At 73.7% G+C, this 13,496-nt stretch carries 12 protein-coding genes; 7 read left to right on the top strand and 5 right to left on the bottom strand.

Annotated features, from left to right (window positions below):
• The first annotated feature begins 5 nt into the window (after positions 1–5).
• From ACZ60X_RS40120 to ACZ60X_RS40100, 5 genes are all read left to right on the top strand, one after another.
• Positions 6–1,082, top strand: a complete 1,077-nt coding sequence (locus ACZ60X_RS40120) for an ABC transporter ATP-binding protein (protein WP_469609982.1) — start codon at positions 6–8, stop codon at positions 1,080–1,082.
• Positions 1,083–1,096: 14 nt separating this feature from the next.
• Positions 1,097–2,569, top strand: coding sequence for an HAD-IA family hydrolase (locus ACZ60X_RS40115; protein ID WP_469609979.1), 1,473 nt, complete (start codon positions 1,097–1,099; stop codon positions 2,567–2,569).
• A gap of 109 nt (positions 2,570–2,678) precedes the next feature.
• A complete protein-coding gene (locus ACZ60X_RS40110; protein WP_469609976.1) occupies positions 2,679–3,293 on the top strand; it encodes a DUF4232 domain-containing protein in 615 nt (204 codons plus the stop codon).
• Between the two features lie 222 nt (positions 3,294–3,515).
• The gene (locus ACZ60X_RS40105; RefSeq protein WP_469609974.1) at positions 3,516–4,304 is read left to right on the top strand and encodes a carbon-nitrogen hydrolase family protein; all 789 of its coding nucleotides are present in this window, start codon (positions 3,516–3,518) and stop codon (positions 4,302–4,304) included.
• Between the two features lie 70 nt (positions 4,305–4,374).
• Complete coding sequence (locus ACZ60X_RS40100; RefSeq protein WP_469609971.1) at positions 4,375–6,072, top strand: flavin monoamine oxidase family protein; 1,698 nt, start codon at positions 4,375–4,377, stop codon at positions 6,070–6,072.
• 39 nt (positions 6,073–6,111) lie between these two features.
• Here ACZ60X_RS40100 and ACZ60X_RS40095 read toward each other — a convergent pair whose 3' ends face one another.
• The 3 genes from ACZ60X_RS40095 to ACZ60X_RS40085 form a co-directional block, all read right to left on the bottom strand.
• The gene (locus ACZ60X_RS40095; protein WP_469609969.1) at positions 6,112–7,041 is read right to left on the bottom strand and encodes an LLM class F420-dependent oxidoreductase; all 930 of its coding nucleotides are present in this window, start codon (positions 7,039–7,041) and stop codon (positions 6,112–6,114) included.
• Between the two features lie 102 nt (positions 7,042–7,143).
• Complete coding sequence (locus ACZ60X_RS40090; RefSeq protein ID WP_469609966.1) at positions 7,144–7,851, bottom strand: DUF5995 family protein; 708 nt, start codon at positions 7,849–7,851, stop codon at positions 7,144–7,146.
• A gap of 119 nt (positions 7,852–7,970) precedes the next feature.
• Positions 7,971–9,362, bottom strand: coding sequence for a uracil-xanthine permease family protein (locus tag ACZ60X_RS40085; RefSeq protein WP_469610040.1), 1,392 nt, complete (start codon positions 9,360–9,362; stop codon positions 7,971–7,973).
• A gap of 147 nt (positions 9,363–9,509) precedes the next feature.
• Here ACZ60X_RS40085 and ACZ60X_RS40080 point away from each other — a divergent pair, with 147 nt between their 5' ends.
• The gene (locus ACZ60X_RS40080) at positions 9,510–9,968 is read left to right on the top strand and encodes an acyl-CoA thioesterase (protein WP_469609965.1); all 459 of its coding nucleotides are present in this window, start codon (positions 9,510–9,512) and stop codon (positions 9,966–9,968) included.
• Positions 9,969–10,019: 51 nt separating this feature from the next.
• On the opposite strand, the gene ACZ60X_RS40075 is transcribed toward ACZ60X_RS40080, so the two are convergent.
• A complete protein-coding gene (locus tag ACZ60X_RS40075; protein ID WP_469609963.1) occupies positions 10,020–11,234 on the bottom strand; it encodes an MFS transporter in 1,215 nt (404 codons plus the stop codon).
• 130 nt (positions 11,235–11,364) lie between these two features.
• Between ACZ60X_RS40075 and ACZ60X_RS40070 the strand changes: the two genes are divergently transcribed.
• The gene (locus ACZ60X_RS40070; RefSeq protein WP_469609960.1) at positions 11,365–12,621 is read left to right on the top strand and encodes an ROK family transcriptional regulator; all 1,257 of its coding nucleotides are present in this window, start codon (positions 11,365–11,367) and stop codon (positions 12,619–12,621) included.
• 42 nt (positions 12,622–12,663) lie between these two features.
• Here ACZ60X_RS40070 and ACZ60X_RS40065 read toward each other — a convergent pair whose 3' ends face one another.
• Positions 12,664–13,407 carry an SDR family oxidoreductase gene (locus ACZ60X_RS40065; RefSeq protein WP_469609958.1) on the bottom strand — a complete coding sequence of 248 codons (744 nt, stop codon included), beginning with the start codon at positions 13,405–13,407 and terminating at the stop codon, positions 12,664–12,666.
• Between the last annotated feature and the right edge of the window lie 89 nt (positions 13,408–13,496).

The following is a 13,496-nucleotide window of genomic DNA, read 5'->3' as shown; positions in this document are numbered from 1 at the left end:
CGACCATGACCGCCACCACCCTTGAGAAGGCCGTGACCGAGAAGGCCGCGACCGTCGAATTCCAGTCTCTGCGACGGGAGTTCGGTGCCACCGTCGCCCTCGACGGGCTCGACCTCGCCGTCCGCCCCGGAGAGTTCCTGGCCCTCCTCGGCCCCTCCGGCTGCGGCAAGACCACCGCGCTGCGCATGCTCGCCGGGTTCGAACATCCCGACTCCGGCGCCGTGCTGGTCGACGGAGAGGACATCACCCAGGTACCGGCCCACCGCCGCGACGCCGGGATGGTCTTCCAGTCGTACAGCCTCTTCCCGCACCTGAGCGCCGTCGACAACGTCGCCTTCGGGCTGCGCATGCGCAAAGTCGGGACGGCCGAACGCCGCGCCCGCGCCAGCGAGTTGCTGGAGCTGGTCGGCCTCGGCGACAAGCGCGAGCGCTATCCGCACCAGCTCTCCGGCGGACAGCAGCAGCGCATCGCCCTGGCCCGCGCCCTCGCCCTGCGCCCGCGCGTGCTGCTCCTGGACGAGCCGCTGTCCGCGCTCGACGCCAAGGTGCGCCTCACCCTGCGCGAGGAGATCCGCAGACTCCAGCGGGAACTCGGCATCACCACCCTGTTCGTGACGCACGACCAGGAGGAGGCCCTGTCGGTCGCCGACCGGGTCGCCGTGATGCGCGCCGGACGCCTCGAACAGTGCGCCGAACCCGCCGAGTTGTACGGCCGTCCCGCCACCGCCTTCGTCGCCGAGTTCGTCGGCACCATGAGCCGCCTGCCGGGTGAGCTGTCCGGCGGCACCGTCCAGGTGCTCGGGCAGCGGCTGCCCGCCGACGGCGCGGTGCCGGACGGCCCGGTGGACGTGCTGGTGCGGCCCGAGGCCGTCCGGGTGGCGGCCGACGAGCGGGGCACCGCCCGCGTCCTCGCCACCGCCTTCCTCGGCGCGGTCGTCCGGGTCACCGTACGGCTCGCCGACGGCACCGAGGCCAAGGCCGACCTGCCCGCCCACGAGGCCACCGGACTCGGCGCCGGGGCTGCCGTGAGCGTGTCGCTGCCGCAGCGGCCCGTGCTGGTGGCCGACCGCATCCAGAAGTGAGGACTGACCCGAACGTGACCCCCCACACCCTCCAAGGCCCGCTGCAGGCCGTTCTGTTCGACATGGACGGCACGCTCGTCGACACCGAGCGGCTGTGGTGGGAGGCGGTGGAGCAGATCGCCGGACGGCCGCTGACCGAGGCCGACCAGCCGGACGTGCTCGGCCGGCCGGTCGAGCACACCGCCGCCTGGCTCGGCGCCGCCACCGGCAGGCCGGCCGCCGGCCTCGCCGCCGAGCTGCACCGCGAGTTCGCCGCCCGGGTCCGCACCGGCATCGTGCCCCGCCCCGGCGCCCTGGACCTGCTGGACGCCCTCGCCGCCGCCGGCGTGCCCACCGCGCTCGTCACCGCGTCCCCGCGCGCGGTCGCCGACGTCGTCCTCGACGCCCTGGGCGCCGGACGGTTCGCGGCCTCCGTCACCGCCGACGACACCGCCCGCACCAAGCCCGCCCCCGACCCCTACCTGGCCGCCTGCCACGCCCTCGGCGTCGACCCGGCCGGCTGTGTGGCCGTCGAGGACACCGAGACGGGGGTCGCCTCCGCCGAGGCCGCCGGGTGCGCCGTACTCGCCGTACCGTCCCTCGCGCCGATCGGCGCGGCACCGGGCCGGACCGTGCGCGAGAGCCTCGCCGGGGTCACCGCCGGGGAGCTGGCGCGGATGGTCGCGCCCGGACTGCGGGTCATGAGCTGGAACCTGTGGCTCGGCGGCAGCCGGGTCGACGACCACCGGGCCAAGCAGCTCACGGCGATCCTGGAGAGCGGCGCCGACGTCGTCGGCCTCCAGGAGACCGCCGGCACGGCCGCCGGGGAACTGGCCGAGGCGCTCGGCTGGCACCACCACCGCGCCGGCGAGAACCTCGGCGTCATCAGCCGCCACCCCATCACCGCCCGCCTCGGCGACCCGGACGTCGGCTTCTACGGCGCCGCGGGCGTCCGGATCGCCGTCGCGCCCGGCCGCGAGGTCGACGTGTGGACGGCGCATCTGCACTACACGCCGTACGGGCCCTACGAGGCCGCCTTCGACCGGCTCGGCGCGGCGGAACTGATCGCCCACGAGGACGTCCGGCTCGCGCAGATGCGGGACACCCTGCGCCGGATCGACGAGTCGTCCCGCGACGGCGTCCCGGTCGTCCTCGTCGGCGACTTCAACTGCCCCTCGCACCTGGACCGGACGGACGTGGCGTGGCCGGTGACGAAGGCCGCCGAGGACGCCGGCTTCGCCGACTCCTACCGCGAGGCCCGCCCGGACCCCGTCGCCGACCCCGGGCACACCTGGTCGCCGATCCACCCCGTGCACGAGGACGGCAGCGGCCGGCCCGAACCGCAGGACCGGATCGACTACGTCCTGCACCGGGGCCTGACCGTGCGGGACGCCCGCACCCTCGTCACCGGCAGCCCGCGCCCCTGGCCGGACGTGGCGGACAACGACTGGCCCTCGGACCACGCGGCGGTCGTCACCACCTTCGCCCTGCCCCCCAGGTGCGCCTGATCCGGCTGTTTGTCACAGCCGTGTACGGGAGGCGCGGCGGCCGGAACGGCCCGATCGCCGTCGGGGTCTCATGAAGCAGCACGTCGCCCACGTCTGCCGAAGGGGAACCATGCGTGTCCGGAAGCTCCCGCTGCTCGCCGTCTCCGTCGTCGCCGGTCTGTCCCTCACCGCCTGCCAGGGCGGCGACAACGGTTCCTCGAACGCGGGCGGCTCCTCCGCCCCGAGCCAGGGCGCCGCCTCCCGGGACTCCGGCAGCCAGGGCACGGGCGGCAGCGGCGGCGCGACCGCCGGCAAGGGCACCGGCACCGGCCAGTCCCCCGCGGGCGGCGGCTCGGGCGCCTGCACGACCTCCCAGCTGGCGTTCAGCACCTCCGGTGCCATGGCCGAGGGCGAGCTGATCGTGAACCTGAAGAACACCGGCTCCGCCGCCTGCACCCTCAAGGGCTTCCCCGGCGTCGACCTCACGAGCAAGGACGGCACCGTCAGCGCCAAGCGCAGCACGGTCGCCCCCGTACGGGTGAGCGTCAAGCCGGGCGAGCAGACCCGCTTCACCCTGCACTACCAGCCGAACGACTCCGGCGGCAGCGGCGAGACCTTCACCGGTCTCGTCGTCACGCCGCCCGACGAGACCCACTCCCGCATTCTGCCCGTCCGCATCAACGTGCCCGTCACCGACGGCAGCGGCCGGCCCGTCACCGTCGACCCGGTCGGCACCGGGAAGTAGGACCCTGCCGACGGTCCCCGGCCGAGTCACTCCTGCCCCGTCCGTGACCTGCGTCTCAGGAGCAGGGGGCACCTGCGTGCGGGGGCGCAACGAATCGCCGCGGCGCCCCCGCTCCACGCAACGAACCGCGCACGGGCGCGCAACGGCTCCTTCTTGTCCGGCCGAGCGCGCCGACCGTACCGTCTTCGTGGCCCCCAAATCCCCTCCCGGTGAGGATCACGCATGCGCACCGCCCTGCTCCAGAGCTCCGGCCGCCCCGGCTCCACCGCCGAGAACCTCGAGGTCCTCGACGCCGCCGCGGGCCGGGCCGCCGCCGCGGGCGCCGCGCTGCTCGCCGCACCGGAGATGTTCCTGACGGGGTACGCGATCGGCGACGCCATCGGCCGCCTCGCCGAACCCGCCGACGGCGACTCGGCCGACGCCATCGCCGAGACGGCCGGCCGGCACGGCATCGCGATCGCCTACGGCTACCCGGAGCGCGACGGCGAGAGCGTCTACAACTCCGCCCAGCTGATCTCCGCCGACGGCACCCGGCTCGCGAACTACCGCAAGACCCACCTCTTCGGCTGCTTCGAGCGCGACCACTTCACGCCCGGCGACCGGCCGGTCGTCCAGGCCGAGCTGAACGGCCTGACCGTGGGCCTCATGATCTGCTACGACGTCGAGTTCCCGGAGAACGTCCGCGCCCACGCCCTGGCCGGCACGGACCTGCTGGTCGTCCCGACCGCGCAGATGCACCCCTTCCAGTTCGTCGCCGAGTCGGTGATCCCGGTGCGCGCCTTCGAGAACCAGATGTACGTCGCCTACGTCAACCGGGTCGGCGGCGAAGGCGAGTTCGAGTTCGTCGGGCTCTCCACGCTCGCCGGCCCCGACGGCGTCGCCCGCACCCGCGCCGGCCGCGCCGAGCAACTGGTCCTCGCCGACGCCGACCCCGCCTTCCTGGCCGCCTCCCGGGAGGCCAACCCGTACCTGAAGGACCGCAGGCCCGGTCTGTACGGGTCCCTGACCTGAACCCCCCGGCTTCCCCCGAGCCTCCCCCTGAACTTCCCCCCGAGTTCTTCGTGCAAGGAGTCCGTACCCCATGACGTCCACGGTGCCCAACGCCGTCGAGCACACCGACGGGCAGCAGCCGCCGATCACCATGTTCGGCCCGGACTTCCCGTACGCCTACGACGACTTCCTCGCCCACCCGGCGGGCCTCGGCCAGATACCCGCGACCGAGCACGGCACCGAGGTCGCCGTCATCGGCGGCGGTCTGTCCGGCATCGTGGCCGCCTACGAGCTGATGAAGATGGGCCTCAAGCCCGTCGTCTACGAGGCCGACCGGATCGGCGGCCGGCTGCGCACCGTGGGCTTCGAGGGCTGCGACGAGTCCCTGACCGCCGAGATGGGCGCGATGCGCTTCCCGCCGTCGTCGACCGCCCTCCAGCACTACATCGACCTGGTGGGCCTGGAGACCAGGCCCTTCCCGAACCCGCTGGCCGAGGCCACCCCCTCGACCGTCGTGGACCTCAAGGGCGAGTCGCACTACGCCGAGACCATCGACGACCTGCCCCAGGTCTACCGGGACGTCGCCGACGCCTGGAACAAGTGCCTCGAAGAGGGCGCCGACTTCTCCGACATGAACCGCGCCATGCGCGAGCGGGACGTCAAGCGCATCCGCGAGATCTGGGCGAAGCTGGTCGAGAAGCTCGACAACCAGACCTTCTACGGCTTCCTCTGCGACTCCGAGGCGTTCAGGTCCTTCCGGCACCGCGAGATCTTCGGTCAGGTCGGCTTCGGCACCGGCGGCTGGGACACCGACTTCCCGAACTCCATCCTGGAGATCCTGCGCGTCGTCTACACCGAGGCCGACGACCACCACCGCGGCATCGTCGGCGGCTCCCAGCAGCTGCCGCTGCGCCTGTGGGAGCGCGAGCCGGAGAAGATCGTCCACTGGCCGTACGGCACCTCGCTGAAGTCCCTGCACACGGACGGCGAGCCGCGCCCGGCCGTGACCCGGCTGCACCGCACCGCCGGCAACCAGATCACGGTGACGGACGCGAACGGCGACATCCGCACCTACAAGGCTGCCGTCTTCACCGCCCAGTCGTGGATGCTGCTGTCCAAGATCGCCTGCGACGACTCACTCTTCCCGATCGACCACTGGACGGCGATCGAGCGCACCCACTACATGGAGTCCAGCAAGCTCTTCGTGCCGGTGGACAGGCCGTTCTGGCTGGACAAGGACGAGGAGACGGGCCGGGACGTCATGTCGATGACGCTCACCGACCGCATGACGCGCGGGACGTACCTGCTGGACGACGGCCCGGACAAGCCCGCCGTGATCTGTCTGTCCTACACCTGGTGCGACGACAGCCTGAAGTGGCTGCCGCTGTCCGCGAACGAGCGGATGGAGGTCATGCTGAAGTCGCTCGGCGAGATCTACCCCAAGGTCGACATCAGGAAGCACATCATCGGCAACCCGGTGACCGTCTCCTGGGAGAACGAGCCGTACTTCATGGGCGCGTTCAAGGCCAACCTGCCGGGTCACTACCGCTACCAGCGGCGTCTGTTCACCCACTTCATGCAGGACCGGCTGCCCGAGGACAAGCGGGGCATCTTCCTCGCCGGCGACGACATCTCCTGGACCGCCGGCTGGGCCGAGGGCGCCGTCCAGACCGCGCTGAACGCGGTCTGGGGCGTCATGCACCACTTCGGCGGCACCACCGACGCGTCGAACCCCGGCCCGGGCGACGTCTACGACGAGATCGCCCCGGTGGAGCTCCCCGAGGACTGACCCCGGCCGGCGCGAGGACCGAGGCGCGGGCGGCCGGCCTCAGACTCCGGCCGCCCGCGCCTTGTCGAACACCTCGGCGGCGACGTCCTTCAGCTCCTCCGCGTCCCGCGCGCCGCCCTGCAGGTCGATCAGGATCTCGTCCAGGCCGAGCCGCGCGAACTCCGTGAGGTCCGCCACGATCTGGTCGACACTGCCCTGGAAGGGCCTGCGGTCGGCGCCCTCGTACGGCTTCGCCTCACGCGCGGTGTTCACCCGCAGCACCGTGCGGATCGGCCTCGTACGGCCCCGCTCCTCGGCCAGCTCCCGCAGCCGCCGCCACTGGGCGCCGACCTGCTCGGCGTCGAAGCCCGCCGGCAGCCAGCCGTCGGCGTGGTCGACCAGCCGGCGGAAGGCCCGCGGGCTGCCCGCGGCGAGCATGACCGGAATCGGCCGCACGGGCTTGGGCCCGACCACGGCGGAGGCGATCTTCGTGAGGGTGCCGTCGTAGACGACCGGATCGGGACCCCACACCGCGCGGCACACCTCGATGATCTCGTCCAGCGCCCTGCCGCGCTCCTCGAAGGGGCGCGCCGAGGAGGCCGCGTACTCGTCGAGGGACCAACCGGTGCCGAGGCCCGCGATCACCCGGCCGCCGCTCGCCGCGTCCAGCGAGGCGAGGGCCTTGGCGAGCTGGAACGGCACGTGCAGCGGCGCCACCAGGACGCTGGAGCCCAGCTCCGCCCGCTCGGTGGCCGCGGCGGCCAGGGTGAGGGTGACCAGCGGGTCCGCCACGTTCCGGTACTGGTCCGGCCAGGGCACGCCGTCCATGCCGTACAGCCCCTGCGTGGCGGGCTCGGGGAACAGGGCCCGCTCGAAGACCCACAGGCTCTCGTACCCGATCCGCTCGGCCGCGCGGGCCACGTCGGGCACGTCCGCGCCGAGGGAGTACTGCCGCATCTGGGGAAGACCCAGACCGAGCCGCGTTGCCATGTCCGCTCCTTCGCGATGGGTGCCGGATGCCAACGTACGCAGGGACGAGGCTGTTCCGGAGCGGCTCGCGAGAGGTCCGTATCCGGCCAGGAGCGGTCGGGATCAGATCAGCTGGGGGAGCGGGGTGAGGAGCATCCGGCCCGCGAACCCGACCGCCGCGTCCAGCCGCTCGGCGAACTCCTGCGCGACCTCGCCGCAGCGGCGCAGCGCCCACAGCGCCCGTGCGGCCGCCCACGCCGCGTCCCGGGCGCGCTCCAGGCTCCAGGAGCCCAGCAGATGGGTCAGCGGATCGGCGATCTGGAGCAGATCGGGACCCGGCATGAGGTCCTCGCGGACGCGCTCCTCCAACCCTTGGAGCAGCTCGCCCACGCGGTCGAACTCGTCCTCCAGATCGGCCGGTTCGCAGCCGAGCGTGCGGCAGGCGTCCACCACGGCCAGCGCCAGGTCGTGCCCGATGTGCGCGTTGACGCCCGCCAGGGCGAACTGCAGCGGCCGTACCCCGGGATGGCGGCGCAGCTGGAACAGCGGGCGCCAGCAGGCGGGCGGGCGGCGGTCCGCCGCGGCCGCGTCGACCGCCGCGAGATAGCGCTCGGCGAACCGCACGTCCAGCGCGATCGCCGCGCGCGGATCCGGGAACTCCCCGGCGTCCAGGTGCCGGTCGACCTCCTCGGTGACGGTGAGGTAGACGCGGTTGAACACGGCGACCCCGTCGCGCTCGGGCAGGGCCGCGTCGAGCGCGCGCATCCGGGAGACGACCGCGTCGACGCCGGTGGTGCCGGCGGGGGCGGGGATGTGATCCAACTGCGGCATGGAAGAAGGCTCCCAGCCCCGGACCCGGCGCACGCCCCGACCGGCCCGGTGCTTCCCCGGAACGGGGGAACGGGCAGGGCAGGCACGTCCGCTCCCGCCCGCGACACCCCGTCCGACGGCTAGGGCGTGGCGCGTGGCCCGTCGGTGTCGTAGCTGGAGGTGCCCTCGTCCAGCAGTGGTTCCTGCTTCTTCAGATGGGCCGGGGCGAAGGCGCGCAGGGCGTGGTAGCCGGTGATGACCACCAGGGTGCCGAGGGCGATGCCGCTGAGCGAGAAGGTGCCGGTGAACTTCATGCTGACGTTGCCGACGCCGATGATGATGCCCGCGGCGGCCGGCACCAGGTTCAGCGGGTTGCGCAGGTCCACCTTGGCGTGGAGCCAGATCTGGGCGCCGAGCAGGCCGATCATGCCGTAGAGGATGACGGTGATGCCGCCGAGCACCCCGCCGGGGATGGCGGCCACGACCGCGCCGAACTTCGGGCAGACGCCGAAGAGCAGGGCGAAGCCGGCGGCGGCCCAGTAGGCGGCGGTGGAGTAGACGCGGGTGGCGGCCATCACGCCGATGTTCTCGGAGTACGTCGTGTTCGGCGGCCCGCCGACCGCGGTGGACAGCATGGAGCCGATGCCGTCGGCGGAGATCGCCGTGCCGAGCTTGTCGTCCAGCGGGTCGCCGGTCATCTCGCCGACCGCCTTGACGTGACCCGCGTTCTCCGCGACGAGGGCGATGACGACCGGCAGCGCGACCAGGATCGCCGACCACTGGAACGACGGCCCGTGGAAGTGCGGCAGGCCGATCCAGTCGGCCTTGGAGACGCCGGAGAGGTCCAGGCGCCAGTGGTCCGCGACCCGGCCGCCCGGGCCCATCGAGTGGATCTTGCCGAAGATCCGGTCGAACGCCCAGGAGATGCCGTAGCCGAAGACCAGGCCCAGGAAGATGGCGATGCGTGACCAGAAACCGCGCAGACAGACGACCGCCAGACCGGTGAACAGCATCACCAGCAGGGCCGTCCACTGGTCCTGCGGCCAGTAGGTGGAGGCGGTGACCGGGGCGAGGTTGAAGCCGATCAGCATGACGACCGCGCCGGTGACGATCGGCGGCATGGCCGCGTGGATGATCCGCGCCCCGAACCGCTGCACCGCGAGGCCCACCAGGAACAGCACCACGCCGACGACGAACACCGCGCCGGTCACGGTGGCGCTCGTACCGCCCTGGGCGCGGATCACGGCGGCTACGCCCACGAACGACAGGGAGCAGCCGAGGTAGCTCGGCACCCTGCCCCGGGTGGTGATCAGGAAGATCACGGTCGCCACGCCCGACATCATGATCGCCAGGTTCGGATCCAGGCCCATGAGCACGGGAGCCACGAAGGAGGCGCCGAACATCGCGACGACGTGCTGGGCGCCCAGGCCCACGGTGCGGGGCCAGGAGAGCCGCTCGTCGGGGCGTACCACCGCTCCGGGCGCGGGCGTGCGCCCGTCACCGTGCAGTTTCCAGCGCACGCCGAGGTCCATGGTGGGGTTTCGCTTTCTCACGAACGTGAAGGGGGTCCAGACCATTGTCGCGGGTGGCGGGGGCTCCACGGTCCGGTTCCACGGCCGGTCCCCTGAGCGGTCGCTTAGTATGAAGTGTCTCGCCAGCGATGTTCAGGAGCCCCTCCCGTGACCGCCGAAGCCCCGATCGCCCCCGTCGTCCCCCACGGCCGGCTGATCCCCGTCACCGTCCACTTCGACGACCTCGACGCGCTCGGCCTCCTGCACAACGCCCGCTACCCGCTGCTGGTCGAGCGCGCCTGGACCGATTTGTGGCACGCGCACGGCGTCCGCTTCGACGGCGACTGGCACGCGGCGGGCGACGCCTGCAACGCCGTGCGCGAACTGCGCGTCGGCTACGAGGCGCCGGTCACCAGCCCCGGCACCTACGCCGTCCACCTCTGGCTGGAACGGCTGGGCACGACCGGCCTGACCTACGGCTTCCGGTTCTGCTCGGCCGACGGTATCCGCACCTACGCGCGGGGCACGCGGGTGCTGGTCCGGCTCGACGCCGACACCCTGCGCCCGGCGCCCTGGAGCGATGCCTTCCGCACCGTCGCCCGCGCGCTGCTGCGCCCCGCCGACTGACCCATCGCGCCGGCCGGGGCGATCGGTGGACGTCTCCGCGGCCCAGGCCCCTCAGGGCCGCGGGTCCGGGACGGCGGCCGGCTGCGGACCGACCTGCGCGCGGCCGCCGCGCTCGGCGCTGCGCAGCACGCCCGCGAACACCGCGAGCCCGCATGCCAGCACCGTCACCACGCCGAACGACACCACAAGACTGGCCGCCTGGGCCACCCCGCCGATCAGGCTCGGCGCGACCAGCCCCGACGTGTAGGTGATCGTCGCCACGCCCGCGATGGCCTGGCTGGGATTCGGCCCCGCGTGCCCGGCCGCCGCGAAGCACAGCGGTACGACCACCGCGATACCGAGCCCCATCAGACCGAACCCGGCCATCGCCACCACCGGTTGCCCGGCGACGACGATCAGCAGACCGCCGAGCACGGCCAGCACCCCGCCGGACCGGACGGTACGGACCGCCCCGTAGCGGTTCACCACCGCGTCCCCGGCGATCCGGGCCACCGCCATGGTCAGCATGAAGCCGGTCGTGCAGGCCGCCGCCACAGCGGCCGAGCTGTCCAGCCGGTCCCGCAGGAACACCGCCGACCAGTCCAGGCTCGCGCCCTCCGCGAACACCGCGCAGAAGCCGACCGTGCCGATCAGCAGCGCCGAGCGCGGCGGCAGCGCGAACCGCGGCGGGGGCTCCTCGTCCTCGGCGGGCTGGAGGTCCAGCACCCAGCAGCAGGCCACGGCGCCGAGCGCGGTGAGGACGGCGGCCGTGAGCAGGAAGTGCGCCCGCGCGTCCGCGCCCAGGTGCGCGGCGAGCGTGCCGGCCGCGGAACCGGTGAGCGCGCCCGCGCTCCACATGCCGTGCAGCCCCGACATGATCGACTTGCCGAGCAGCCGCTCGACCTCGACGCCGAGCGCGTTCATCGCGACGTCGGCCGTGCCCGCGCTCGCGCCGTAGACGAACATCGCCAGGCACAGGGTGTACAGATTCGGCGCCAGCGACGGCAGGACCAGCGACAGCGTCCACAGGGCCAGCAGTCCGCGCAGGGCCGTACGGCTGCCGAAGCGGTGGCTGATCCGGCCCGCGAGCGGCATGGCGCAGGAGGCGCCGAGCGCGGTGAAGGCCAGCGCGAAGCCCAACTGGCCCGCGCTGAGCGAGGCATGGTCCTGGACCCAGGGCACTCGGGTGGCGAAGGAACCGGTCACGGCGCCGTGCACGGCGAACACGGCCGCCACGGCGAGCCGGGCGCGCCTCACCTCGCCGGGCGCGTATGCCACGTCACTCATGTTCCCGTCCCTCCCCAGAGGTCGCCGCACGGCACGCGCCGTAAACTATCAGGGACCCTGCCTGATAGATAGGCGGTTGCCCGGCAGCCGTCCGCCGGTCCGGGCGCGCCGATCTGGGAGGATCACCGCCATGCCCGCATCACCCAGCACCGCCCGGGCCATCAACGACCGGCTCGCCCTGCGCCTGCTCCAGCAGGAAGGCCCGCTGACGGCGGGGCAGCTGAAGCAGTTGACGGGGCTGTCCCGGCCCACGGTCGCCGACCTCGTGGAACGGCTCACCGGCGCCGGCCTGATCACCGTGGTCGGCGAGTCCGGCGAGCAGCGCCGCGGGCCGAACGCCCGGCTGTACGGCATCGTCGCCGACCGCGCCCACCTGGCCGCGCTGGACGTCCGTACCGGGGGCGTCTTCGTGCTGGTGTCGGATCTGGTCGGGCGGGTGCTCGCCGAGGCGTCCGTGCCGATCGGCGGGGACGCCGGCACCGGGCCGGCCGTCGAGCAGGCGGTGGCCGCGGTGGAACGCACCGTGAAGGAGGCGGGCGCCACGGTGGGGCCCCCGCGTGCGGGCGGGGGCGCGTGGGGGCGGCTGCACACCGTCGGCATCGGCGCCCCCGGTCTCATCGACCCGGCCACCGGCGACCTGCGCGACTCCAGCGGCCTGCCCGAGTGGCACCGCAGCCTGTCCGCCGCCCTCCAGGAGCGGCTGCCCGGCGCCCGCGTCATCGTCGAGAACGAGACCAACCTCGCCGCCGTCGCCGAACAGCGCGAGGGGGCCGCCCGCGACCGTGACACCTTCGTCCTGCTGTGGCTGGGCCACGGCGTCGGCGCGGCGGTCGTCCTCGACGGCACGCTGCGCCGCGGTGCCTCGGGCGGCACGGGCGAGATCGGCTTCCTGCCGGTGCCGGGCACCGGCTCACTGCCCTCGGCGAAGGACTGCGACGGCGGCTTCCACTCCCTGGCGGGCGCGGCGGCGATCGGCGCCCTGGCGGCACGGTGCGGCCTGCCCGCACCGGCCCGGACGGACGGGCCGGGCGTTGCCGAGGCGGTGCGGGGGGCCGTGGCGGCCGCGGCTCCCGCCGAGCGGGGGCACGTGGACCCGGAACAGCCCGCCGGCCGCTTCCTCCACACCCTCGCCGACCGGATCGCCATCGGCGCCGCCTCCGTCGTGGCCGTCCTCGATCCCGGCTGCGTGGTGCTCGGCGGGGAGGCGGGGCAGGCCGGGGGCGCGGTGCTCGCGCGGCTGGTCGAGGAGCGGCTGCGCCGGATGTCACCGCTGCTCACGGAGGTCCGCCCGAGCGCCCTCGGCGGTACGGCCGTCCTGCGCGGAGCACTCCTGACGGCCCGTGACCGCGCCCAGGACGACCTGTTCGACCCGGCGGCCACACCCTGACCGGGGGAGCCGGACCGGGGTCGAGCCGTTCCGCGCCCCTCCTCAGCCGCCGAACCGCCGCGCCAGGTACTCCTCGAACGTCACCTTCCCCCGTACGCCCTGCGGTGCCAGATGGCCGCCCGCGCGGAAGGCGCCGTAGGTGCCGCCGAAGAGCGGTACGCGGACCACGGGCCGGCGGCGGCCGGTGGCCCGCAGGTAGGCGCGGGCCAGGGAGTCGAGGGAGCGGATCTCGGGGCCGCCCATGTCGGGGACCCGGCCGGCCGGTGCGGCGAGCGCCAACTCGGCCAGCCGGTCGGCGACTTCGCCCACCTCCACCGGCTGGTCCGGGACCCCGGCCGGGACCAGCAGCACGGGCGGCTTGGCCAGCGCGCCCAGCACCGTCGCCACCAGGTCGTGGAACTGGGTCGCGCGCAGGACCGTGAAGCCGAGCCTCGACTCCTCGACCAGGCGTTCCACGGCCAGCTTGGACGTGTAGTAGCAGTACGGCACCCGGTCCACCCCGGCGATCGAGATGTAGACCAGATGGCCCACCCCGGCGCGCCGCGCCGCCTCGAGGAGGTGACCGGCCGCCTGCTCGTCCCCGCCGCGCGGACTGCTCGCGCAGTGCACCACCGTCTCCGCACCGGCCAGCGCCGCGTCGAGGCCCGCCCCGCCCGCGCGCAGATCGACGGCGTACGGCCGCGCGCGCCGGCTGAGCACCCGGACCTCGTGCCCGCCCGCCCTCAGCCGCTCCGTCACCCCGCGGCCGAGCGTGCCGGTCCCGCCGGTCACCAGGATCGTGGTCATGCTGCTCCCGTTCCTCCGGACTGCGGGTGCCCCGGTGGAGCACCCCTCGCCAGTGGAGACCAGGCGGTCCCGGGAATCGTGACACGGCG

This window comes from Streptomyces sp. NPDC104106 (genome assembly GCF_055584345.1).
The sequence above is the reverse complement of the archived record's forward strand: the minus strand, read 5'-3'. Positions and strand labels throughout refer to the sequence as shown.